The following is a 26078-nucleotide window of genomic DNA, read 5'->3' on the forward strand; positions in this document are numbered from 1 at the left end:
GCAATGGGTTTTATTTCAGTTTCCGCAAATCGACGGAATAATTCCTGCTGAAGTAAATGTGTTTTCGTTAATTTAAAATCCATTTTTCATTTTCCTCCTATTTTGTAATGATTAATGACAATAATCTTATCAACTTATCTTATCCTACAAATAACACTTTAACTTATTGTTAATAATTAGTCAAATAAAATTTCTACAAAATGACAGGTGTATTTTGTATACTTTTGACGTCTGCCTCCTTTGTATATTTGACTAAATACATTGAATTTTCAGACTTTTACGCCCTCCTTATTCTGCTGGATTTTTTTTCAACAACTCTGCCTTTGTCTTCCGTTTGTCTTACATGTTCTTTCCATAATTTCTTACAGATTATCTTATTTTATACCTGAAATCTTATCTTTTTGAAATTGCAAGGTTTCCTGTTTTTTTCGCAGAATCTTTTCATCGACGAACCGTTTTCCGCGACAGTTTTAATTGATAATGATTTATCAATTTTACAATAAAACATCCTGATTTTTGCACTGAACCAGGACTTACTTGTTATTTATTTCCAATTAAATTTTCTATTTTAAGAGGCAAAATTACCAAATCGGTAATAACATCTTCCACGAAGGTGGGAAGCATTGGATTGGCTCATTGAAAATAATACAGACATTTACAAAATAAAGGATTTTATGTCATTAACAATGTGACGGAAGGATTCTGATTCGGTACCGCTTTCGGCCGCCCCTTCCTTGATTATGTGCTTTCTGCAATCTACAGGCTCAAATATTATTTTTTTTCTGCATTTCACAGGTTCGAAAACGGATAGGATTTCTGTTTTCTCTGTCCATTGTTCTGCAATATCATGATTCAAGTCTTTAAAAGGCCAGATCATGATGTTTTTTGTATGTAAACTTTTAATATTTTTCAGTGTCATCCCTCTTAATATAAATTTTTTTCTGCTTATTACAAGCATACTGGGAAGCGGACATGACAAAACGATATCCCATTGACCTACATTGGAAACTGACTCTACGTTGTTATGTTCCAGTTGAAACTCCTTTATATAGGAAGTATGTGGTATTCCCAGAAATTCAGCTACCATTGGCCCCAGCACTTCGATTCTGCCCTTGACGCTTTGATATCCTGAAAGTATCAAATCATATCGGCCTAGCTTCCGGATAGCGGCAGCCAGACAGCGGGCCGTGAGATGATCATCGTGACTTTCCGGCTCATTGTCCCATAAGAGGTACGCCTGGTCTGCTCCTAAAGCCAGAGATTCGGTCAGCATCGCCTCTTTTTCACTGGCCCCCATTGACAGCGTTATAATCTCAATATCACAGGAGGGTTCTGCCCTCTCTTTGCACTGAAGGGCCATTTCCAGTGCATTCCCGTCATCATAACACAGATCTTTTAGCAAAACAATGATTCTCATCGGTTACGTCCTTTTTCTACTTATTAAGAAAGCTCTTAGACTTTTATTTTAGCTTTTATTAAAAAAGGTCAGGCTTTCCTTTTTACTTTTATTAAGAAAGCCGGAAAACTTCCCTTCCCGGCTTTCTTCTTATATACAAGTTTTATTCAGCAGCTATTTCATTTCCATCAGATTCTTCAATTTCCCCCATTGTGGCTGGAATATGGCAGGATCCATCAACTTAGGGCCTCCTTCAGGAATGATCGGCTCAAATCCCATTTGATCAAGAATCTGGGTCTTTAGATCAATACCTGGAGCGATTTCCTTAAGAACCATACCTTCCAAGGTTCTTTCTATGACACACCGTTCCGTAATAAAGAGAATATGGTTACCTCTTTTCAATGACTGCTCCGCATTAAACGTAAGCTGCGGGCACTGATCTACAAACTTCTTAAATTTGCCTTCCGTTACAATGATCATCTTTCCGTCTTCAACCTTGCACTCAATGCCTCCCGCCGTAAAGGTTCCCACGAACACGGCATATTTCGCCGTAGCCGCAATGTTTGCAAATCCTCCGACTCCCATAATTTTTCCGTTGAGAAGACTGGTATTTACGTTTCCGTCCTTATCCACCTCGCTGAGTCCGAAGACGCCAAGGTCCAACCCGCCTCCGTCAAAGAAGCTGAAATGATCTCCCTGGTCGCAGGATGCCTCAATATTCCAGTGAGCGCCAAAGTCCCTGCCTCCTCCGGGAATCCCGCCAATACTCCCGGATTCCGAGATCATGGTAATCATATGGTCACAGCCTTCCTCTGCCATAACATTTCCCATATAGGTAGGAGTCCCGATTCCGCAATTTGCTTTGAAACCGGGTTTGACTTCCATAGCTGCCCTTCTTACCATAATTTTCTTCTCATCCAACGGAAGGGGTGCCATGCTGCTTCCCAGGGGAACTCTTACCTGTCCGCAGAAGGAACGGTTAAATTTGGTTCCTTGGGTTTGCATGATATTTTCTGGATTTTCCGCGATGACGATATAGTCAACGTAAATGCCCGGTACCTTTACCAGCTTTGGATTTAAGGAACCTGCCTTTGCAAGGGTTTCAACCTGAGCGATGACAATACCCCCGTTTGCTTTAGCAGCCTGAGCAACCGAAAGCATTTCCAGGTTCAAGGCTTCTTTTTCGCAGGTTATATTTCCGTTTTCATCTGCTGTGGTACCTCTCATCAGTCCAATGTCAAGGGGCCAGGCTTTATAAAACAGGTACTCTTCTCCAAAGAAATCCGGTACGTATTCCACCAGATCTTCACCTTTTTCCTTTGTAAGCGGATTCAGCTTGCCGCCGTCATATCTGGGGTCGATAAAAGTTCCCAAACCTGTTTTGGAAAGGATTCCCGGTGCTTTTCTTCCCGATTCGTGAAAAACCTGCAGCATGGTACCTAACGGCAAATTCCAGGCCATTATTTTATTTTCACTGATCTTTTTAAAGAGTCCCGGCGAGGATCCGGCATGGGAGCCTATGAACCGAGTCATCAGACCGTCATGGGCCCATACTTCTTCTCCTCTGCCTACCCAATCTCCAGCTCCTGCTGCATGAACATGGGTGATATTGTTCGGATGGCCTGTTTCCAGAAACCTCCGTTCCACAGCAAACGCAATTTCTTCCGGCCATCCTGCCAGGCCGAATACTGCCGTTCCCACAGTCATATGATCCTGAAAGAGCTCCGCGGCTTCTTTTACGGTGATTACTTTTGCCATATCTTTTCTCCTTCTTATTTTAAAATAAAACCTTGCACCTGAACAAATAAAAAATACCGTCAAAGCCACACAGCGGCTGGATTTTTTTATTTGTTCAGTGGATATTCATTCAATAAATTTTAATTTTGGGATTTGATCAGCTGCTTCTATTTTTGTTTTCAGCATCTGTACAAAGAGTCAACTTTTCCTTTTGTGCTGCTGCTAATTTACGAAGAGTGGCTTTCAAACACTTACCTGAATCCGACAAAGGAAAGGAATCGATGAAGAAGATCCATTTAGGGGTTTTGTTCGTTGAAATCTTTCCTTTGCAAAAAGCCTTTACTTCCTGGTCCGTCAGGAAATGTCCTTCCTTCACTTTTAGAAAGGCAGCTACTTCTTCTCCGTATAAATCATCCGGGATTCCAACAACACCGGCCTGTTCAATCAGTTCGTGGCTGCAGAGAAAATCCTCAATTTCCTTTGGGCTGATATTTTCTCCGCTTCGAATAATGATATCCTTGCATCGATCCTGAATGCACAAATAGCCGTTTGGCAGAACATACCCGATGTCACCTGTGCGGAGCCATCCCTTGGCATCCACTGTCTTTTCCGTTTCTTCCTTCATGCGATAATAGCCCTGCATGATGTTATAACCCTTCACCCATATTTCCCCCGGATTCCCGGGCGGTAATTCTTCTTTCGTTCTTAGATCCATAATTTTGATATCCACTCCGGGAATGGGTTTGCCTACACTGGTTTCCTTCAGTTCATCGGGGTCATCCCCCAAAACAGAAGTAACACAAGGAGACGCCTCCGTAAGCCCGTAGGATACGATCAGCTCCTTGATGCCCAGCTTTTCTTTAATCTGCTTCATGATGCCGGGAGCACAGGATGACCCTGCGATGATGCCGGTACGCATAGAGGAAATATCATAGCTGTTTTTGCTGATTTCATTGATAAATCCAAGAAACATCGTAGGGACACCGGAAACTGCAGTGCATTTTTCTCTTTCGATTAAGGACAGGGTAATTTCCGGTTTGAATTTATCCACCATAACCATAGAGCATCCTGAAATCAATGCGGTGAGAGTACAGGCTACACAGCCGAAGCAATGGAACATGGGAGCCTGAACACACATGATATCCTTTTCTGTCAGCCGCATCCGTTCTGCCATGGCTACGGCATTTTCCATGATGTTTTCATGGCTCAGCATGACGCCTTTGGGAACTCCCGTAGTACCGGAAGTATAGATTATATGTACTACATCCTGAAAGGAAAGCTGCTGTTCCCGTTTATGAAGCATTTCTTCCTTGACTACCCTTCCGGATTCCATAAGATCGGTCCATCGCAAAGTACCGGGGTACTCCTCGTCACTGATTACGATGACGTTTTTCAGCATAGGCAGTTTCGGCGACTTCAAATTACCTGGAATGGCATCCCATAATTCCGGACAGATTCGATAGAGAATTTCCATATTTTCCGCAGCTTTTGTTCCTACCTGCAAGATGAGGGTCCGGGTATCGGAGAGTCTTAAAATTTCCTCCATCCTTCTTTCCTTTTCATAGGCATTAAAGGGAACCATCATTCCGCCTGCTTTGCTGATTCCTATCTGCGCTACAACGAATTCCGGAGAATTCACGGCCCAGACGCCGACCTTGTCTCCCTTATCAACCCCAATGGAAAGAAGTCCTTTTGCAAGGTCATCTGTCATTTCCTTCAGCTCTCTATAAAGGTATCTCCTGCTGCCTGTACTGCTGACCAGTGCTTCTCTCCCGGGAAAGCGGTCCGCGGTAAAATCAGCAAGCTTTCCGACGGTTAAATCAATATAACTGTGAGCGGAAATCTCCAAATACTGGTCGGGTTCGTCGGGATTAAATAATCTGGCACTTTTTTGTTGTGAGACCCCTATGTTTTCCATGGCAAAGGTTCTGAAAACTGTCTCAATCCACGGCATGGGCCAGGGAAGCTTCCATGCTTCCGATTCCAGGAAACCATCTGCCGAAAAAATCATTTTCTTTCCCACGAGACTGCAGGGTATGCTGTCTACGGAATTTACGGTTATCTCTATTTTTCTGCTGTGATCTATGATCTTCCTCATAACAGCCTTCCCTTCTTTTTAATGGTTGATCTACGCCTCCTCCGAAGAAGCTTTCCGAACGGCTTTTTTTCTCATTTCCCGAACGATGAAGGTGAGCAGGATTCCCACGAGACTCAGTGCTGCGGCGATCAGAAAAGCATTGGTATAGTCTCCGTTATTGGCAGCCTTTACGGTTGCCGCCATTACCGGACCCACATAGCCGCCGATTGCAAAACCGGTAAACATAAATCCATAATTCACTCCATTATTTTTGGCACCGAAGCTGTCTGCAGTCAATGCAGGGAAAACTCCCATAAATCCCCCGAAGCAGAAGCCGATAGCCATAACAATGGGAACAAACTTGCCAAAATCACCGGCACCCACCGTAGACAGCGCGAACATCATGAGACCGGACAGAATATACATGACAGGCAAAGCATTATATCTTCCAATTTTATCTGAAACCCACCCCCAGACTACTCTTCCTGTGGTATTTGCAATGGCTACACAGCTGACCGCCAAAGCTGCCAACGCAGGCTCGACGCCGATAACCTCCTGGGCAATGGGTGAAGCCTGACTTATAATCATCAAACCTGCCATAGCACCAATGATAAACATGATAACCAACAGATAGAATAGAGGATCTGCAAGCATTTGAGACCAGGTCTTATCTTTTCCGGTGTTGGCGGAAGAAGCGGTGATTGCAGGAGGTTCCCAGCCCTCAGGTTTATATCCCGCCGGTGCAGTGATAATGAATTGGGATCCGGCCAGGATGATGATCAGATAGATAATTCCTAAGGTCTTAAAGGTAAACAGCACCCCTGAGCTGGCAATAATCTGCTGTGCAACGGGGGCGAAGATGATGGCCCCGGAACCGTATCCGGCTGTGGCCAATCCCCCTACCAGACCCCTTTTATCCGGAAAAAATTTAACGGTATTGGCAATGGTACAGCTGTAGACCAAGCCCATGCCAAAACCGGCGATGATTCCATAGCTGACATAGAGCCAGGCTAGAGAGGTAGTAAGGCCTGACAGGAAGATACCGCCGCCGAATAAAATACCCCCTGCGAATATCACCCATTTAGGGCCGTACTTATCCTGAATTTTCCCGCCCGTAATCATCGTAATCGGGCTTACCGCATTGGCAATGGTAAAGGTTAGAGCGGTAGCCGCCGCAGTCCATCCGAAGGTTTTGATCAAGGGTCCGGCGAAAACGCTCCAAGCATATCCCGAACCGATACACAGATTGATTATCAGGCTGGCACCAAGAATGAACCATCTTTTTTTCTTAAGATCCATGTTATTTCCCTCAGCTTTCATTGTTTATTTTTTAACAATAACGGATATAAATTGTCTCTTCTTTCTAACCCTTGCTCCCTTCGCTAGATTTCCTGCTCCGGTTTCTGAAAGACTACTTTGAAATCTTTAAAATCCTCTTTGATATCAAGTTTTTTTTTCTCCGATAATAATCTGGCACAGGAGGTTTTGCAGCTGGATGGGCAATCGGCACACATTTCATTCTGACCTACAGGTTCAAACCTGCGATAATTGGTTTCAACAATAATTTTGCCCATAGACTTCCTCCACTTCAGAGTTGAAAAAAACGGCCTGCCACTTTCCGTTCATATACTCCTCGTTGCTTTGAAACAACTGTTCCAAAGATTCATAGGCAGTACGTTCTCCGCAGAAATACATATTGATTTTGTTTTTCTCGATAGTCCACTGCTTCATTTCATCGTCAAACCAGATCAGCGTATCTGTAGGCTTATGAAAGAACTGATCTGCACCCAATGCCTTTTTGTTTAGAAACTCCTTGGGAGAAGGCATTTCCACCAGGTCATAAATACGATTGATTTCCATTTCGAAAACTTTTCCCGTATCCGTTCTTCGGGCCAGAAGTTTTCGATTTTGCATCATAAGTTCCAGAAAATCTCCGGCCAGCTCCATCATATGACCAACCGCATCCAATACCTGAATGATGATCCTGCCATCTTCGTACCGGGCCATACCCTCTACTTCGAACATATCGTCTTCCAGATAGAAATCTACATTTCTGCCCTTCAACTCCTCCATCAATTTCTCTCGATTTTTGAACAGCATCTCTTTTTCCTCCTTCTAGGAACGATATTGAAAAAGGCCGGGATCTTCATAGATGTTGCCTACTACTTCGATGGTATCCGTTAAAAATTCGCCGCCCATAGACACCATGCCATCCCAGGAAAGTATGACAAATGCCGAAATTTCGTCGCTCCAAATGATCTGATGCAGAGATTCTTCCCATTGAACGATATCCCCCTCATAAATTTCATTTTTATTTCTGTCATACCACCCTGTAAATTGCAGAGGCACAAATTCCAACGGTTCTTTCCCACGGAAATCATAAATACAAAGCACACCATAAGATAAATAGGAATAGATGGTTTTGTTTGCAGACTCCTCTATCTCTGGTTGTTCCAGAGCTTCCGGCGAATACATTTTTTTTGCTTCTGGGTCCCAGGCTCTAAATTTTATTTCCCGCATTCTGTCTCTCCTTCTTTCTTCCAAGCAGCATTCTTTTTTTAACAGCGGCAGCGGAAGTCTTAAAAAAACCGCTGCCGCCATTCTCAGTATTCAAAAGGTGCATTCCTCTTGAACCCTGATGATCAATCGTTTGATGCTTTCTATTTCTCTTTACTTGCCTTGATTGCGTTCAGTACCTTTTCCGGTGTCAAAGGCATTTCAGTAAATCTGACCCCGATAGCATCATAAACTGCATTAAAGATAGCTGGAGCCGTAGGCTGGATTGGGCCTTCTCCCGACTCCTTTCCTCCATAGGGAGCCGACGGGTCGAAGGATTCCACTATGGTCGCATCGATTTCCGGCATATCCATAGAAGTGGGCAGTTTGTAATCATGCAGAGAAGGATTGAGAAATCTTCCATCCGGTGCGATCTTCATCTCCTCATATAACGCCTGGCCCATCCCCATCTGTATGGATCCGTGAACCTGCCCCTCTACACTCATAGGATTGATCGGCTGACCGCAATCTCCCGCTTCCGTAATCTTTGTAACCTTGACTTTACCAGTTTCCGTATCAACATCCACTTCTGCGATCTGGGCACTGAAACCAAAGGTTGGAGAATGGCCGATATTTCCTCCCTGCTGGATCCCCTTCCTTCTCGGAGGCGTGAACTGTCCGGTACAGGTAAGAGGTCCGTTAGATTCAATATACATGGTAACCACATCAGACCATGGAACGCTTTTCTTGCTTTTTTCGTAGATAGAGTAGAACATGCCGTCCTTTACAGCCACTTCTTCTCCTCTGCACTTCATCATGGAAGCAGCAACAGGGAAAAGCTCCGCATTGACCTTTTCTGCAGCATTTCTGATAGCCCAACCAGTGGCAAAGGTAAGACGGCTTGCAAAGGTTCCAAGATCAAAGGTTGAAATTTGAGTGTCTCTGGGCACCACTTTCACATCCTCCGTCTTGATGCCAAGGGTTTCTGCGGCCATTTGAGCCATAACCGTATCTACACCCTGACCGATATCCGTAGCTCCGCAGAATACGGTGGCGCCATTTTCCTCATCGATCTTAATGGTAGCAACAGTATGGGGTTTATAGGAGAGATACAAGGTATAGGAGGTACCTGAGATATAATATCCTCCCGATAATCCAATACCTTTTCCATAAGGAAGCTTTCCATGTTTTTCCAGATATCCGGATCTTTCAACCACCTTATCCAGACACTTTTTATACTCCGTATGAGGAATATACATCATGCTTTTCGCAGTATATCCGGATTCAGCAGCGTTTAGTTTTCTAATTTCATAAGGGCTCATGCCAAAGTGGGCCGCAGCTTCATCCAGCATTTGTTCCATGGCAAACCTTGGCTGTACGCCGCCCAGTCCTCGATGAGCACCGCAGGTAGGCTTATTGGTATACACCCTCTTGCCTTCAAATCTCACATTTGGTACCATGTAGGGAATATGCACCATGGAAGCCGTATAGAAAAGTACTACGATACCCCAGCCTGCATAAGCTCCGCCATCCATAATGTTGTTGAAATCGACTGCCGTAATTCTGCCTTCTTTGTCAAAGCCCATTTTAAATTTCATGTAGCAGGGATGCCTTGCGTTATTGGTTGCAAAGATTTCACTGCGTTCGTATGTAATCTTGACAGGTCTGCCGATCTTTCTGGATAATATGGCTGAGCAGAAATCAGCTTGTGATGCGACTCCCTTTCCTCCGAATCCTCCGCCGATGAGTGGAACGGTTATTCTGATTTTATTCATTGGCAGCTCCAAAACTTTGGATAGCTGTTGATGTGTATAATGCGGAACCTGACAGGTTGCATAAAGATGAAGAGTTCCCGTATTATTATCAAAATCTGCAATGGCTGATTGCGGTTCTACAAAGGCATGGTTTACATAGGAGGAATAGTATTCCTGCTCCAGAACAAAATCGGATTCTGACAGGGCCTTTTCCGGATCTCCATATACCTGAACGCCTTCATGGGCAATGTTGTTGGGACAGTTTTCATGGATTCGAAGATCGTCCCTCTTCAGAGCCTCTCTGGGATCAGTGACGGCTTCCAGAATCTCATATTCTACCTTAATCAGCTCCAAAGCCTTTTCCGCCGTTACTTCATCCACTGCTGCGACAGCCGCAATGCCTTCCCCCCAGTTTCTCACCTTTCCAACTGCCAAAGCATGTTCATTGGCATTATGAGGAACGATTCCATAAGCAATGGGGCAGTCCTCACCGGTGATGACTCCCAAAACCCCATCCAACTTCAATGCTTCACTATAATCGATACTTTTAATTACCGCATGGGCATGGGGACTTCGAAGGATTTTGCCATAGGTCATTCTGGGCAGTACAAGGTCATCCGTATACTGAACCTTTCCTGTGACCTTTGCTGCACCGTCAAGACGCGGAATGCTTCTTCCGACTTCGGTAAATTCTCTCGTATAGTCCTTGTATTCATGATATTTGTTTGATACTTCATACATCTTTCCCATTTATTTCACCTCGCCTTCTGCCAAAGCCTTTACATAGGCCTCCACTGCCTCAAAGATCAGGATATATCCCGTACAGCGGCACGTATTCCCCGCCAGGGCGCGCTTAATTTCGTCCTTTGTCGGAGTCGGATTGGTGTCAACCAACGCTTTAGAAGATAAAATCATACCGGGAGTACAGAATCCGCACTGCACTGCACCATGATCCAGGAATGATTTCTGTAATGGGTGCAATTCTCCGGTTTCAGGATTTGCGATACCCTCAATGGTCGTAATTTTTTTACCTTGGCAGGCAATGGCCAGTTTGAGGCAGCCCAGCTGAGGCTTTCCGTCGATCAGAACGGTACAGGCACCGCAGTCTCCCTGTCCGCAGCCTTTTTTCGTACCGGTTAAACCGATCTCTTTTCTGATGACATCTACAAGCAGATCCATGGGAGTGACTGCCACCTGATAAATCTGATCATTGATATCCAATGAAATTAATTGCTTGTTCATCCTTTACGCCTCCTTTGCCGCTTCATAGGCTTCTTTTACCAATCTTCTGGCCAATGCTCCAACTACATCTCTTCTGTATTCTGCAGAAGCTCTGACATCAGAAATAGGCTTTGCCTCGTTCTGAGCTGCTTCTCCTACTTGAAGGATCAGTTCTTCCGTTAATTTCCTGCCTTTCAGCAAAGCAGGAGTCTTCTCCGAAATCAAGGGTCTCGGTGAAACGGAGCCCATCACCAGCTTTACGTCTTTAATGGTTTCCCCATCCTGCTCCAAAACAAGATTCACCGCCATGTTTACAGCATCAATTTCCATGGCATCTCTCAGCCCGATATATCCATAACGGCAAGCAGATTTTTTCTCAGGCTCCGGAAGTATGAACTCAACCAGGATTTCCCCGAGTTCCAGCGCGTTCTTTCGATTGCCTAAAATAAATTCTTCAATAGGAAGCTCTCTTTCCCCCTCCAGGCTTCCCAGTACTACCGATGCACCCAGCGCCGAGAGAGAAGTGGGAGTTTCTGCGGCCGGAGATGAGTGACAGCAGTTGCCGCCGATGGTGGCCATAACTCTGACCTGATTGGATCCAAGTTCCCCGGCAGCATAGGTAAGCGCACCGTATTTTGCCGCCAGTTCCTTTGAAAACTCAATTTCCGATATGGTGGTGCAGGCACCGATGCGGGCACCTTTCCCGCCTTCGCAAACAATTCCTTTCAGTTCGGAAAGTTCACTGATATCAATAATTGCTTCCGGTTTGATCATCTTTTCCTTCATCATGATGATCAGGTCAGTACCTCCTGCCAGTACTTTTGCCTTGTCGCCCAGGCTTTTTACCAGCTCCATTGCTTCCTTTTTCGTTTTTGGCGCATAATAATCGAATTGATTTAAAATATTCAAATCAAGCCACCTCCTTTAAATTTAGAAATGATTACTTTAATAACGAGCCTGCTATGGTTCTTTGCGGATAGTCGACAGCATTTTCTATCAGAAAAGCTCCTCTGATGTCACGGAAATAACGCTCAATTTTCCCTTCTCTGCTGTAACCCATACCGCCATGGATCTGTACTGCATTCATTCCGGCGTCAACCCCTGCCTTCATGGCGTGCATCTTGACATAGGCGGCCTCTTCCACATAGTTTCCGCCGGTATCTGCGCAAGCAGCTCCTTGATAGGCCATCAATCTAAGCAGATGTACCTGGGATGCGATTTCTGCCAAAAGCCACTGTACAGCCTGGAGTCTGCCAATGGGAGCGCCAAATTGAATTCTGGTTTTGCAGTGCATGGCAGAGTCTTCCAGCATGGCATCACCGATTCCTGCAGCCATCGCTGCAAATGCAATATCTGCTTTTGCCTGTATATCTGCTGTAATTTCAGGTCCATCCTCTTCTTTTCCCAGAAGCTCCGCCTTTGCGTGATCAAATTCCAGTTCAGCAGTGGGGAATGCTCTTAACCCTAATTTATCGATCTTATTGACGGTCTTTACTTGTGCCCCATCTACCAGGAAAACGGAAATTCCTTTCTGTCCTGCTTCTTCTTTTGTCTGGGCAATTACCAGATAAAGATCTGCAACTCCGCCATTATAGACAAAGGTCTTTTTTCCTGTTAGGACATAGCTGTCTCCTTCCTTTTTTGCCGTAACCTTATCGGGTCCTGATGCCAGAGCTGCTCCGGGTTCTGCAACAGCAAATCCGCCTAGTTTTTGTCCGCTTTGCAGCAAGGGAAGATATCTGCTTTTTTGATCCTGCGTACCATATTTCTGAATCGGATCCGCAGCCATAACATTATGCGTAATGGCAATGGCAGCAGCTGCAGCATTGGCTTTTCCAAAAGCTTCTGCCATCAAAACCATACTTGTAAAATCCGCACCTACTCCATTCCATTCCGAAGAGATCCGCATGCCTAGAAAATCATTTTTTGCCATCTCCGACACGGCGGAATCAGGGTATGCCCCACTTCTGTCATCATCGTAAGCAATCGGTTCCAATTTTGATTTTGCAAAGTCAGACGCACTTTTTTTTATCATTTGCTGTTCTTTTGTCAATTCAAAGTTCATCTTTCACATCCTCCTAACCACTTTGCTATTTCAGCAAACCACCGGCAATAACCAATCTCTGAATCTGATTTGTTCCTTCGTAGATGGAAAGAATTCTGGCATCTCTCCAAATTTTTTCTATCTCAGACTCTTTTGAATAGCCGTAGGTTCCCATGAGATCCATGGCATCTTTTGCAACCTGCATTGCCATGTCCGTTGCGAATAGCTTTGTAATAGCAGAATGATGCGAATAGGGCTGCTTATGATCCTTCAGAACCGCTCCTCTATGTACCAGCTGCCTTGCCGCTTCCACATGCGCCTCCATATCTGCAAGCTTAAAGGCGACGGCTTGCTGTTTTGCCAGAGGTCTGCCTCCGTCCATTCGATTTTTCACGTAATCCACTGCCGCATTTAAAGCAGCCTGACCACAGCCTACTGATTGGGCAGCCACCATAAGACGTCCGGAATCAAGGGTTTTCATGGCGATTTTCATGCCGTCCCCTTCCGCGCCCAGTAATGCAGAAGCCGGGATTTTCAGATCTTCAATGACCAGTTCCACCGTCTGTGATCCCCGGATCCCCATTTTATCTTCAATCTTTCCTACGCGTAGTCCCGGTGTTCCGCCTTTTACAAGAAATGCACTGAGTCCTTTACTGCCCAGAGTTCTGTCTGTAGAAGCAAATATCACAAGAGAGGATTCCATATCAATGGCAAAGCCGCCCTGAGTAATGTAACATTTGGTTCCGTTTAGAATATATTCATCACCCTTTTTCACCGCCGTGGTAGCCACAGCCCCTGCATCAGAACCTGCTCCCGGCTCTGTCAATGCGAATGATCCATATTTTCCCTCTAAAATCGGTCCAAAATGTTGTTTTTGCTGCTCTAAAGTTCCCGCTATCAATAAGGGGTAGGAGCCAAGATTATTGGCGCCAAATGCAGTAGCAAGGCCAACATCTCCTAATGCCAGCTCTTCCATAATAATTGCGCAGCTCTTGGTATCCAGCTCAATTCCACCCACTGCTTTTGGTGCCACCAGACAGACGAGCCCTGTCTTATACCAAGCTTGAAAAAGGGTTTCCGGTACGTTGCCTGAATCGATCACCTTTAAATTGGGCTTTACGTATTCAGCCACATAATCACGCACCTTTTGCTGGAGTTCTAACTGGCCTGGTGTGTAATCAAACATTCTTCTGCTACCTTCTTTCTTTCTAATTTTGTACCTTATGGTATCTCTTTCCGGTTTAATTGATAATTAATAAACAATCAAGCCGCCCCTATATAGAGCAACAGCCATGCCAAAGCAAATTGCATCTCTTTTAAAAAGGTACAAAGTCAAATAAGAAAGAACAAAAACAAACGAAACCAAACAAATAAATAAATATTCTTCAGTAATTCTTAAGGTGAAATTTATAATTGAACAAAAAAAAACGGTGTACACATTGTGTACACCGTAAACTCTAGTGTACACAACGTGTACACTTAGATTTACAATTTATTTCATTTCATGATTTCCTTTGTGAATCAAAATATCAGATTCATTGATTTGATATTTTTCAAGTTTTTTATAGAGCAGAGTACGTGATATGTTTAACATTTTTGCAGCCTGTGTCTTGTTATGATTACAGGATTTCAGCGTCTCCAGAATGGCTTCCTTTTCCAAACATTCCTTTCTCTTACTGAGAGGCTTGCTGCTATCCTCGTAATCCGATAAGAAACTACCCTCTTTTCTGACGGTTATGGTGTCCTCCATGCCATCCTGATTTCTCAGGCATTCTAAAGTGAGAAAATCTTTTCTGGCAGCATTCATTCCTCGTTCAATAATGTTCTGCAGTTCTCTGACATTGCCGTGCCATTCCCTTTCTTTCAGATAATCAAGGGCATCTTTTGAGATTCCTTGCATATTTCGGCCCATTTGCTTGCTGAGCTTCTGAAGGATATGATTGGCCAGTAAGGGGATATCCTCGCGTCTTTTTCGGAGGGGGGGCATGACGATCGTTAGTATATTAAGGCGATAATAGAGATCTTCGCGGAATTGATCACAGTTTACCAATTTTCTCAAGGAAACATTGGACGCGGCGATTACCCGAACATCGATAGGAATACTTTCACTGGTTCCCAAACGTTCAATTTCTTTTTCCTGAAGAACTCGAAGCAGCTTTGGCTGCATCGTCAGATTCAGATGGTTTACTTCATCCAAAAAAATACTTCCAAGATGGGCTTTCTCAAATTTTCCTCTTTTGCCGCCCTTTTTTGCACCGGTAAAGGTTCCTTCATCATAACCGAAAAATTCCGATTCCATTAAATTATCAGGGATGGCTGAGCAGTTCACCTTTACAAAGGGAAAAACATTTCTTAGACTGCAGCTATGTATGGAATGCGCTACCAGCTCCTTGCCGGTACCCGTCTCACCTTCTATCAGCACAGTGGAATTGGATGCTCCGGCAAAATAGATCTGTTCTTTCAGAAATTTGATAGCATCACTTTCTCCGATGATGTCCTCTACCGAATACCTTGTTCCGCTTCTTTTTCTCATTTCTCCTTTCAGAAATTCATATTCCAAAGTGATGGACTCAATTCTTTCCAGAAAAGCATAGGCCTGATCAACACTAAGAAAAGAAGAAGAAATAAAGCAGCCTACTACTTCATCCCCGTTAAAAATGGGCATATAAGTCATAACACCGGGCAGGTCTCTGCCATTTTTGGTTCTGATCAACATATCCCCCGTTACCGCTTTGCCTGTCCGAATTGCCGTAATTGCCCGGGAACCTTCAATGAGATCATGGTTGTAACTGCCGACGGCAACTTCACGGGGGATTCCGGTATCCTCTTCCCAGCGTTTATTTACATAGACATACTTGGCCTGTTTATCAGTTATAGCAATGATTCCGGCTTGTTCAAATATCAGTTCCACACATTTGTCAGGTAACCCAAACATAACTTGCTCCTCTACCCACATTACAACCAACAGCAAAAACGAACGTTTATAATTTTGCATGTAATTACATCTATAATCATATGCCAGAATTACATACAGTTGTAAAATACCCACAATCTTCTAGTTTTTTTAATCTTACTACGAAGTAATTTAGAATGTCAATGTGAAGTTTTTGTCGAACAAATCGGGGAGACTGGTTATAAGACCCTTAAATATTATTAATATGATTCCTTTTCCTTTAAAATTGCACGGATTACATTTTTGCCATTCACTTCAAAAGCTTCTTCCGGCTGTTGATTCAAGCGGATTCCATGCCAATACCTTTCTTTATAAGCGCGATAGATTTCCTCTTCCGAAGCGCCTTTTTCGGATAAGTCCGTGATTAAATTTCTGCAGGTTTCAGCAGCCGACTTTGACAGGTTCCAATAGTTCTCCGCTATATCTTTTGCAACCATTCCATAATGAGGAGCAATGATCCTTTTCGCGCCTACCTTTTCTCCCTTTTCAATGGATTTCATGGTATCCCGATATCCCTTCAGCATGGACATCATCATTTCTCCCCGTGGACTGAGACACCCCATAGTCTCCGCCGGAAATAGGATATCATCCGGTTCCATGTAGAAGCTCAGAGAACAGTTTGTGTGGCCGGGAGTTTCCAATACCCGAAGAGCTGCACTTCCTAAATCAATCAGGTCACCCTCTTTGATCACATCATCAACATGGATATCTTTATCCATATAATTCAGGTCTGCATCATTGAAGTCAAAATCCACATCCCAAAAAGGCTCCATTTTTTGATAGGATTCTAAAGCTGTGCAGGAAAGCTCATGAATGGTTTTCAGAGCATTTTTCTTTGTAAAAACTTCTTTTGCATAAGAAGCACCAAGCACTTTTGCCGCTGGCCAGGCCTGTTTCAGGTAAGGCAGGCCCCCTATATGATCATAATGGGAATGGGAGATAATAATATAATCCAGACTTCGACCCGCTGGCAGCTCTTTCTTTACGTTTTCAACCAGCTTTTTCCCGCAGAAAGCCATGCCGCATTCCATGACGGCGGTTTTTTTATCTCCGACGATAAGCAATACTTCCCCGCCGGGTCCTGCTGTCACTCTTTTTATATGTTCAGCAAATTCAAATCTTTCTTTATTCATGTTTATTGTTTTCCTCGCTATATTGGGTTAACTCCATATTGACGGATCGATGTCCCGTTGCAATTCTGATATAGTTTACTGTCATGAGCAGCAGAAATAAAATACCGCAATACCCCTCCAACGGAAGAATAAAGGCGATGATATTGCCAAAACCCAGCAGGCTGAGAAGAAAGCCGATAAACGCAGTCCCGATAATTTTATATTTTTTCGACGTATCATCCTTGAGCATGGTTGTAAATCCATAGAAATTACTGGAAGCTGAAGCATAAACCGCAAAAAGCAGCAGAGCGGCATAAGTCCATAGAAGTACCGGATTTAGTTTCCCTGCCAATGACAAAATAGGCAAAAGACTGCCGGAGGAAATTCCCGGATCACTGAGCATAGCCCGGTTCATGATAAAGGCGGAAAAACCCAGCAGAATTCCGCCTGCCGCCGCACCAAGAAACGCTCCAGGATGTGTTCTGGCCCTTTGAGTGCTGTTGGCCAGAATGGGTATCCCTGCCAGCATATTATAGGAGATATAGATGACTGCAGCGGTGTACCAGCTTGGTGCCATAGGACTGATCTTCAACTTTACAGGTAAATGCGATACCGGCAGATCCCGAAAGATAATGTTGAAGCATACGAAAAAGACAATCAATAATAATATGGGAATGATCAGTCGGAAGTATTTTGAAATTCTTTCAAATCCTCCCAATACAGTTGCAAGCACCAGAACCATCAACAGGGACCCCCCGATGATTCTGTGAAAGCCGAACTGTTCCTGAAACAACGCTCCTCCGGCTGCCGCCATAACGATATAGACCAGGAATAAAATCACAGCGGTTATAGATCCTAACAGCTTTTCCATCCCTTTATGCGCAAAAGGCATGATCACCTTTCCAATCTCCGTTGTATCCAGTGCAATGCTGATCTTTACCGTCATCAGTCCAAAAAGTATAAACAGCATGGTAACCATCAAAACCGCCGGATAGCTGTATTTGCCGAAAACACTGAAGAATTGCCAGATTTCTCTGCCGGACGCAAAACCGGCACCCATCAAGGTGCCGACATATAACAAAGCAATATTCAGTGAGGAAATGCTATGCCTGTTCATCTGCTCTCTCCTTACGCTCTTTCATTTCTCGGTTTTCTTTCAATTCTGTGTTTGCTTTATTTTCAGTGCCTTCTTTCCATTCTCCCACGGTGAAAATAATCAGACCTGCCCAGATAATGGAAAAGGTTATCAGCTGTATAGTATCAAATGGCTCTCTATAGACAAAGATCCCAAGCAAAAGGGTTAAAGACGGAGATACATATTCCGTGATGCCCAAGGTAACCAGATTGATACGGTTTGCTGCCATGGCAAACAGCATCAATGGAGTGCCGGTAACAATTCCTGCCAGTGCCAGCAAAGTGAGCTGGTAGGGTTCTGCTGTTGAAAAAGCACCCTTTCCGGAAAGCTCTATATACAATATAATAACCAAAGCCACAGGAACAAGCAACATCGTTTCGTAAAGCAAAGCTAGAACGGCATCTAATTTGTATTTTTTCTTGATTGCTGCATAGGAAGCAAAGCTTATGGCTAAAGACAATGCAATGATCGGAATTTCACCATAATAAATCAGCATGACCAGAACCCCCAGGCCAGCCAGGAGAAGTGCTGTCAATTTATAAAGATTCAGTTTTTCATGAAAAAGCAGAATTCCGAAGATGCAGACAATGAGAGGTTCTATGTAATATCCAATGCAGGTTTGGATGATATGATCCGTACTTACCGCCCAGATATAAATCCCCCAATTGGTAGAAATTAACACTCCCGTAAGAAAAAAAGTCTTTAGGATCCCCTTCTCTTTTAATGGTTTCTTGATCCCTTCCCACTTATATACCTTTAAGGCCAATACCAAGGCAAACAGAAAAGCCAGTACAATCCGGTAAAGCATGATCAGCAGAGGATTGACATCATCCAAGGTTTTCCAATATACAGGCAATAAGCCCCATAACACAGCGCAAAGGATTGCACATGCAATCCCTTGCGTATATTCTTTTTTACTATTTGTTTGATTCAAGTTTACACCAGCGTTTCTGTGAGTAATTGATTATTGATGGCTTCCCCCGGAGGTACGATAGGCGCAACATTCTCGTCGATATAGATTTCACAGGCAACAACGGCACCTGTTTTTCCGGATTTTGCTTCTGTCAGGGCCTTCCGTAGTCCTTCTTCGTTCTGAACAAAGTACCCGTTAAGTCCAAAAGCGGAAGCCAGTTTTTCATAGTCTACAACATCCGGCAAATCCGTTGACGAATATCTTTGATTAAAAAACAACTTTTGCCACTGTCTGACCATACCCAGAGTATGGTTTTTAATGACGATGGTGATGATGGGCAGCTTCTGGGAAGAAACGGTAGCCAGTTCATTCAGATTCATTCGAAAACTTCCGTCTCCGCTTATGTGAATCACCTGCTTATCCGGATTTGCAATCTGAGCGCCGATTGCAGCTCCCAAACCAAATCCCATGGTGCCTAAACCGCCGGAAGTAATAAAGGTTCGAGGTTTTCTGAAGGGCCATTTCTGTGCAGTCCACATCTGGTGCTGTCCCACGTCGGTGGCTACAATTACATCATCGCCCATGACATCGTTAATGATTTCAAATATGTTATCGGAGTTTAGTTTATCATGGGTTTTCCGTTTGGCCTTCTTCCAAGCCTGAATTCTTTTATTCCAATCTTCTCTTTTATTTTCTTCCACCATAGGCAGAACAGCGGAGAGCACACCCTTTACATCACAGTTTACGCAGTAGTCATATCTCATATTCTTACCAAATTCAGATGGATCGATATCGATATGTATGATCCTTGCACTCTTTGCAAATCTGGAGGTATCACCGGTTACCCGGTCGCTGAACCTGGCCCCGACAGCGATAATAAGATCGCTGTTATGAACCGCCATGTTTGCTTCTTTTTCTCCATGCATTCCTGCCATCCCAAGGGATAAGGGATGTCTTCGGTCAAAGGATCCCATGCTCATTAACGTTGTTACCACCGGAATATTGGACTTTTCCGCCAATGCGGTCAGCTCCCCGGAGGCTTCTGAGATAATAACTCCGCCTCCGGCATAGATTACCGGTTTTTCAGCTCGATTGATTTCTTCTGCAATACAGGCCGCCTGTTCCATATCGACTGGCACTGGAGGGCAATCATCATATTCCGGTTGATATAGTTCAAAGAATCCCATTTCTACCATAAGGTTTTTAGGGACATCTATAATGACAGGTCCCGGCCTGCCGCTTTTGGCAATCCGGAAAGCATTACGAATACTCGGAGCAAGTTCTTCTACGGTTCTGCAGAAAAAGCTGTGCTTGGTGATTGGCAGTGTAATTCCTACGATATCCACTTCCTGAAAGGAATCTTTTCCCAACAGATTGACAGGAACCTGACCCGTGATAACCACCATAGGGCTGGAATCCATATAGGCTGTTGCAATTCCTGTCACCGTATTTGTGGCACCTGGTCCGCTGGTGGCAAAGCAAACCCCAACCTTTCCGGTGGAACGGGCATAACCATCTGCAGCATGGGTTGCCCCCTGCTCGTGACTGGTCAGTATATGATTGATTCTGTCCCGATAGTCATATAAAGCATCGTAAAGGGGCATAATTTGTCCCCCCGGATAACCGAAAATGGTATCCACCTTCTGCTCTAACAGACATTCCATGATTATTTGCGATCCCTTTAATTGCATAATTATCACCCTAATTTATTTATTTTAAGTTTATTCTTCCTCGTTCCAGGAATACATCTTTCTCAGTTCTTTTCCAACGCTTTCCAGCTGATGTTCTGTCTTGATTCTTCTGGTAGAAAGGAAATGCGGACGTCCTACTTTGTTTTCTGTGATCCAGTTTCTGGCAAAAGTACCGTCCTGAATTTCTGAGAGCACTTTCTTCATTTCTTTCTTCGTCTCTTCGGTAATGATTCTCTTACCTGTTTCATAATCTCCGTATTCAGCAGTATCGGAAATGGAATATCTCATTCTTCCGAAACCTCCCTGATAAATCAGGTCTACGATAAGCTTCATTTCATGGATACATTCAAAGTAAGCATTTTCAGGATCATATCCTGCTTCAACCAGTACTTCAAAACCTGCCTGCATAAGAGCGGTTACGCCGCCGCAGAGAACTGCCTGTTCACCAAACAAGTCTGTTTCCGTTTCCTGTCTGAAGGTTGTCTGCAGCACTCCGGCTCTGGATCCGCCAATTCCTGCTGCATAAGCAAGACCGATATCCTGGGCTTTTCCGGAAGCGTCCTGTGCAATTGCAATTAAGCAAGGTACTCCTTTTCCAGCAAGATATTCACTTCTTACCGTATGTCCAGGTCCTTTAGGAGCGATCATAATGACATCTACATCAGCAGGTGGAACGATCTGCTGGAAATGAATATTAAAACCATGAGCGAATGCAAGAACCTTGCCTTCTGTTAAATGAGGTTTGATGCTGTTTGTATAAATATCAGCCTGTTTTTCATCCGGTACCAATATCATAATGACATCGGCTTTTTTTGCTGCATCAGCAACAGTTGCTACCTGAAGTCCGGCAGCTTGAGCCTGTGCCCAGGATTTGCTTCCTTCATAAAGTCCTACAACAACGTCGACTCCACTTTCCTTTAAATTCAATGCGTGTGCATGTCCCTGACTTCCATAACCAATAATAGCAACGGTTTTACCGTCTAATAATGCTAGGTTACAATCACTCTGATAGAAAATTTTTGCCATTTGTTCATTCACTCCTTTGTATAATTAAGATAATTAATAACAATAATCTTTGTCTTGAGACACAAATATTTTTGCTTATTATTAAATATTAATATATTCTACTACTACCAAATTTACAAGTCAAGGTTATTAGGCGATTTTATACTGATATTTACTTATATTTATATCCGGCTATCCGGCATTTTTATCCTTTTATTCATTCTTTTAAAAGAAAAACGAGCCGCACAGAAAGCAGCCCGCTTTTCTCACTATTTTTAAGATCATTTACAAAACAGTTCTATGTTCGTTTTAACAGCTTCTGACGTTACCTCTTAGAATAATCCTAAGAATCCGCCGCCGCATTTATCATCTTTTTGACTACCAAAAATCCAAAAGATAACAATAATGATAAGTATCCAGAAACCAAATCCACCAAAGCCGCTATCACAGCAATCATCTTTACAGCCACTACCGCCGAAGCCACCGCCGAAAAAGTTTGTACCGCCGCAAAGCAAGAAGATTATGACAATAATCCAAATCCAACCTCCAAAGTCCCAATCCGAACCACAGTGATCATCATGATGATCATGACAATCACAATCCGGCTTGCAATCTCTATCGCAGCGATCTCTTTCGAAACATTGTCTCAAGTCATCACCCACCTAAAACACCTCCATGTACTGATAACATAATTCGTACATAATATGAAGAAGGCCGGTGATTGGTTCCAAGGTCCTGATACTCATTTCAATTTTCTGATCCGGATCATTCCGACAATCGTTCCGTCAAATGAAATTTCATCGCGAAAATTACTTAGGAACCTGTTTTTCTTTATTTTACCCGATTTTCTCTAGGAGTTTCAGCATATCTTCCGGCAAGGGTGCCGTCACTTCCATCCTTTTCTTCGTTACCGGATGAAGAAAAGACAGAGATTCCGCATGGAGGGCCTGGCGTTCAATGAGCCATACTGCGGCCTGACCATAGAGTACATCACCTACTACAGGGTAGCCCAGATGTGAAAGATGAACTCTGATTTGATGAGTTCTTCCCGTTTCCAGCACCAGCTCCACCATGGTGTATCCTTTCGAGAATCGATTCAGTACTTTATAATGCGTAACTGAAGGATAGCCCCCTTCTCGCACTGCTCTTTTTAATTGATCTTCCTGTTCTTTGTCAATAGGCAGATCGATGGTGCCTTCATCTTCTTCCATGACGCCTTTCACGATGGCGATATATTTTTTAATCACAGCGTTCTCGCTCATCTGTTTTGAGAAATCATCCTGGCTGTGAGAATTTTTTGCAACCACCAGCAGTCCGGAGGTGTCCATATCGAGACGATTAATGAATCGGATTTTAAAATGTTTATCCTGCTTTATCATATAATTCATAACACCGTTGGCAATGGTGTGACATGGATGACCTTTGGTCGGGTGCACTACATAGCCGGGCTGTTTATTGATAATCAGCAGGTCATCATCTTCATATACCACGGATATAGGGATATTCTCCGGTATAAATGCACTTCTCTCTTTTGGGAGCATAACAGTAATCCGATCCCCGGGCAGGGACTTTTCATACATTTTCACCGGGCTTCCGTTTCGTTCAACGCCGCCGTGTACTTTTAACTTGGCCATCAGTCTGGAAGAAAATCCAAAATTACGTTTTAAAAGCTCCTTTACCGGGAGCTCTGCGTCACTTTTTTTTATAATATATTCAAATTTTTCTTTTTCCATTTTTGTATCCTTTATCTAGCTTTCCTCTGCAAGAACTTTCTTTCTACAGGAATTTACTTTTTACCTTGCTCCAGAAATCATAGTTTTCAAATCTGAGCAGCTTTACAATAGACTCGGAAAATTCTATGTAAATTTCTTCGATTCCACTATGTTTATATTCCATTCCGTCAGTGACAATAAGAATCTCCTCATCCCTTGAATATTCCGGATAAATCCTGATAGATAAATCCGGGGGGAGAATGATGCTTGAAGTGAAGGAGCGATAAGCTGTGGTATTCATTGGAGCGATAGGTGTTACCTGAAGCAGATTCAATCTTGGATCTACAATACTGCCCCCCAGGGAGTAATTGTAGGCGGTACTGCCTGCAGGTGTGGAAACCAGTAACCCGTCACCGCTGAATCTTTCGATAAAGCTTTCTCCGATAGAAAGATTCAAGTGAATCGTTCTGGAGCGCTCCCCCTTGAAAATAATTTCATTCAATCCATTATATATGTGCCGTTCCGCACCGTCTGTTGCAACGGCTTTCACTGTTTTCAAATGTTGAATTTCATATTTTTCATGCTTATATTTAAAGATAAATTCATCAAGGCCATCAGGATGCAATTCCTGAAAAAAACCCAGATGGCCTGTGTTAATACCGATGAATGGGATTTCGGGAAAATGATATTTATGAAGCGTTTGCAGAAAAGAACCGTCACCGCCAATGCAGATGATCAGTTCCGCATTTGGATCAAATTCTCTCGGCACCACAAAATCACTCTTTTCAAGTTTACGCTTCAAGAGTCTTTTCGTATCCTTAGACAATACCGTATCATTTGCAAAAACATTGATAATTCTCACATCGACACCTTTTATCCCAATTCTTTGTACAGTAACGGATGCTTTTCTATTTTACACTAGTTTTTCGATTTCTACAATAAGTGTTTCGAACGCGTTCATGGCTTTTTCGATTGGTTCAGGCCTGCTCATATCGACACCTGCAATTTTCAGCAGTTCGATAGGGTCATCACTGTCTCCCGATTTTAAAAACTCAATATAAGCATCTCTGGCCGGCTGTCCTTTTTTCAGAATCTCTTCCGAGATAGCCGAAGCCGCCGAAAAACCGGTAGCATATTTATACACATAAAATGCCTTATAGAAATGTGGAATTCTTGACCATTCCATTTCAATCAAAGGATCATAGGATACCTTTGGTCCGAAATATTTTTTATTGAGTTTTCCATACTCATCGCTGAGCCATTCTGCGGTAAGGACTTCTCCGTTTTCTACCGCATAGTGAGTCAGCCTTTCAAATTCGGCAAACATGGTTTGTCTGAACAATGTGGTTCTGAATTCTTCTATATAGAGATTCAGAAGATATTTCTTTTTCTCCGGATCTTTCGTATTCTCTAACAAATGATGAATCAAGAGAGATTCATTAACCGTAGAAGCCACTTCAGCGGTAAAAATAGAGTGCCCGCCATAAATGAAAGGCTGATTATGTCTGGTGTAATAGGAATGCATGGAGTGTCCCATCTCATGCACAAGGGTAAAGACATCTTTCAGCTTCCCATTGTAGTTTAAAAGGATATAAGGCATGCTGTCGTAGCTGCCAAAGGAGTAGGCGCCGCTTGTTTTGCCCTGATTTTCATATACGTCAATCCAGCCGGCTTCAATTCCCCGGTTCATCTTCTGCAAATAGTCGTCTCCCAATGGAGCTAAGCCTTCACGCATCATATCCAGTGATTTCTGATAAGGAATTTCCTCTTTTGGCAGTTCCACAAGAGGAACATACATATCATACATGTGTACATCCTGTACTCCCAGAAGCTTCCTTCTGACCTCAACATATCTATGCAGAAGATCCAATCTGCTGTTTACCGTCTCAATGAGATTATCATAGACGGAAATAGGAATATTGTCACCGGATAATGCTGCATGCAGCGCAGATTCGTATTTTCTGATTCTGGCAGTGATAACGTCTGTCTTCGTATTGTAATTATAGGTAGTGGCAAGGGTATTTTTCAGCTGCCCGTATGCTTGATATACATGCTCATAGGCATCCTTTCTCACTCTCTGATCGTGAGACTCCATAAATCCAATATATCTTCCGTGTGTGACCTCAACCTCATCACCATCTTCGTCTGTAATGGTTCCGAATTTGATGTCCGCATTATTGATCATGGTGAAAATATCGTTTGTCGAAGAAGCGATTTCACTGATCTGAGCGAGTAGATTTTCCTCTGTTTGAGATAAAACATGGGCTTTTTCTCTCAGAAACTCATTGATGGCATGTTCATAAAGCTTGAGCCCCTCTTCCGCTGCTATGAACCCTTTTAATTTATCCTCCGGGATATCCAGAAGTTCCGGTGTAAAAAAGGACAGGTAGGAAGATGTTTTGGCAATCAGAGAGCTTGCTTTGTCACTCATGGCCTGGTATTTATTTACCTGATTGTCCTCATCCTTTTTCATTCTTGCATAAACATAAACTCGCTCAAGAATGAGCCAGATGGTATCTTTCTTTTGAAAAGCTTCCAAAAGAACCTGCGGACTTTCCCCCAGCCTTCCCGCATAGCTCTTGAAATCTTTCGCTTTTTCTTCTACAATCTGATAATCCTTTTTCCATTGCTCCTCATCAGCATACATGGCTTCAATATTCCATTTATATTTTTTATCGATCTGATCTCTGTTTTTTGTTTCTTTTCCCATGGCGAACTCCTTTTTTTATTTTTCTATTTACATTTTATCCTTAATTCATTAATATTATTATAACAGTAACGGCAGCCTAACTGAATAAAGAAAAAAATTTTATTGATAATTTTTCCAATTTT

The 26078-nt window shown here is 43.3% G+C and carries 22 protein-coding genes; all 22 read right to left on the bottom strand.

From position 1 onward, the window contains the following. Positions 1-655: 655 nt before the first annotated feature. Entirely contained in the window at positions 656-1417 is a 762-nt protein-coding gene (locus KCX82_RS19890) for an electron transfer flavoprotein subunit beta/FixA family protein (protein ID WP_227020224.1), read from the bottom strand. 153 nt (positions 1418-1570) lie between these two features. After that, on the bottom strand, positions 1571-3154 hold the full coding sequence (locus tag KCX82_RS19895) for an acyl CoA:acetate/3-ketoacid CoA transferase (RefSeq protein WP_227020225.1): 1584 nt from the start codon (positions 3152-3154) through the stop codon (positions 1571-1573). A gap of 136 nt (positions 3155-3290) precedes the next feature. After that, positions 3291-5231, bottom strand: a complete 1941-nt coding sequence (locus KCX82_RS19900; RefSeq protein ID WP_227020226.1) for an AMP-binding protein — start codon at positions 5229-5231, stop codon at positions 3291-3293. A 30-nt stretch (positions 5232-5261) separates the two neighbouring features. Beyond that, positions 5262-6509 (bottom strand): L-lactate MFS transporter, encoded by a 1248-nt coding sequence (locus tag KCX82_RS19905; RefSeq protein WP_227020227.1) that lies wholly within the window; start codon positions 6507-6509, stop codon positions 5262-5264. Positions 6510-6592: 83 nt separating this feature from the next. After that, a complete protein-coding gene (locus tag KCX82_RS19910) occupies positions 6593-6784 on the bottom strand; it encodes a hypothetical protein (RefSeq protein WP_227020228.1) in 192 nt (63 codons plus the stop codon). Then, on the bottom strand, positions 6765-7310 hold the full coding sequence (locus tag KCX82_RS19915) for a hypothetical protein (protein ID WP_227020229.1): 546 nt from the start codon (positions 7308-7310) through the stop codon (positions 6765-6767). The genes KCX82_RS19910 and KCX82_RS19915 overlap by 20 nt, the downstream gene beginning before the upstream one ends. Positions 7311-7325: 15 nt before the next feature. After that, positions 7326-7730 carry a YopX family protein gene (locus tag KCX82_RS19920; protein ID WP_227020230.1) on the bottom strand — a complete coding sequence of 135 codons (405 nt, stop codon included), beginning with the start codon at positions 7728-7730 and terminating at the stop codon, positions 7326-7328. Positions 7731-7870: 140 nt separating this feature from the next. After that, complete coding sequence (locus KCX82_RS19925) at positions 7871-10210, bottom strand: xanthine dehydrogenase family protein molybdopterin-binding subunit (RefSeq protein WP_227020231.1); 2340 nt, start codon at positions 10208-10210, stop codon at positions 7871-7873. Then, on the bottom strand, positions 10211-10702 hold the full coding sequence (locus KCX82_RS19930) for a (2Fe-2S)-binding protein (RefSeq protein ID WP_227020232.1): 492 nt from the start codon (positions 10700-10702) through the stop codon (positions 10211-10213). It lies immediately after the preceding gene. A gap of 3 nt (positions 10703-10705) precedes the next feature. After that, positions 10706-11590: an FAD binding domain-containing protein gene (locus KCX82_RS19935; RefSeq protein ID WP_227020233.1), complete on the bottom strand. Its 885-nt coding sequence runs from the start codon at positions 11588-11590 to the stop codon at positions 10706-10708. Positions 11591-11621: 31 nt separating this feature from the next. Next, entirely contained in the window at positions 11622-12746 is a 1125-nt protein-coding gene (locus KCX82_RS19940) for an acyl-CoA dehydrogenase family protein (RefSeq protein WP_227020234.1), read from the bottom strand. 25 nt (positions 12747-12771) lie between these two features. Beyond that, positions 12772-13911 (bottom strand): acyl-CoA dehydrogenase family protein, encoded by a 1140-nt coding sequence (locus KCX82_RS19945; RefSeq protein WP_227020235.1) that lies wholly within the window; start codon positions 13909-13911, stop codon positions 12772-12774. A 306-nt stretch (positions 13912-14217) separates the two neighbouring features. After that, positions 14218-15660 carry a sigma-54 interaction domain-containing protein gene (locus KCX82_RS19950; protein ID WP_227020236.1) on the bottom strand — a complete coding sequence of 481 codons (1443 nt, stop codon included), beginning with the start codon at positions 15658-15660 and terminating at the stop codon, positions 14218-14220. A gap of 218 nt (positions 15661-15878) precedes the next feature. Further along, entirely contained in the window at positions 15879-16811 is a 933-nt protein-coding gene (locus KCX82_RS19955; protein ID WP_227020237.1) for an MBL fold metallo-hydrolase, read from the bottom strand. After that, complete coding sequence (locus KCX82_RS19960) at positions 16804-17907, bottom strand: YkvI family membrane protein (RefSeq protein WP_227020238.1); 1104 nt, start codon at positions 17905-17907, stop codon at positions 16804-16806. Before KCX82_RS19960 ends, KCX82_RS19955 begins: the two co-directional genes overlap by 8 nt. Beyond that, positions 17894-18859, bottom strand: a complete 966-nt coding sequence (gene rarD / locus KCX82_RS19965; protein WP_227020239.1) for an EamA family transporter RarD — start codon at positions 18857-18859, stop codon at positions 17894-17896. Before rarD ends, KCX82_RS19960 begins: the two co-directional genes overlap by 14 nt. 2 nt (positions 18860-18861) lie before the next feature. Beyond that, positions 18862-20529 carry a biosynthetic-type acetolactate synthase large subunit gene (ilvB, locus tag KCX82_RS19970; protein WP_227020240.1) on the bottom strand — a complete coding sequence of 556 codons (1668 nt, stop codon included), beginning with the start codon at positions 20527-20529 and terminating at the stop codon, positions 18862-18864. 30 nt (positions 20530-20559) lie between these two features. After that, the gene (ilvC, locus tag KCX82_RS19975; protein WP_227020241.1) at positions 20560-21555 is read right to left on the bottom strand and encodes a ketol-acid reductoisomerase; all 996 of its coding nucleotides are present in this window, start codon (positions 21553-21555) and stop codon (positions 20560-20562) included. A gap of 311 nt (positions 21556-21866) precedes the next feature. After that, positions 21867-22196 (bottom strand): hypothetical protein, encoded by a 330-nt coding sequence (locus KCX82_RS19980; protein WP_227020242.1) that lies wholly within the window; start codon positions 22194-22196, stop codon positions 21867-21869. Positions 22197-22370: 174 nt separating this feature from the next. Continuing rightward, the gene (locus KCX82_RS19985) at positions 22371-23267 is read right to left on the bottom strand and encodes an RluA family pseudouridine synthase (RefSeq protein WP_227020243.1); all 897 of its coding nucleotides are present in this window, start codon (positions 23265-23267) and stop codon (positions 22371-22373) included. Positions 23268-23310: 43 nt separating this feature from the next. After that, positions 23311-24108, bottom strand: coding sequence for an NAD(+)/NADH kinase (locus KCX82_RS19990; RefSeq protein WP_227020244.1), 798 nt, complete (start codon positions 24106-24108; stop codon positions 23311-23313). A gap of 51 nt (positions 24109-24159) precedes the next feature. Beyond that, positions 24160-25956 carry an oligoendopeptidase F gene (gene pepF / locus KCX82_RS19995; RefSeq protein WP_227020245.1) on the bottom strand — a complete coding sequence of 599 codons (1797 nt, stop codon included), beginning with the start codon at positions 25954-25956 and terminating at the stop codon, positions 24160-24162. Positions 25957-26078: the final 122 nt, after the last annotated feature.

Source organism: Sinanaerobacter chloroacetimidivorans, assembly GCF_018128545.1.
GTDB lineage: Bacteria > Bacillota > Clostridia > Peptostreptococcales > Anaerovoracaceae > Sinanaerobacter > Sinanaerobacter chloroacetimidivorans.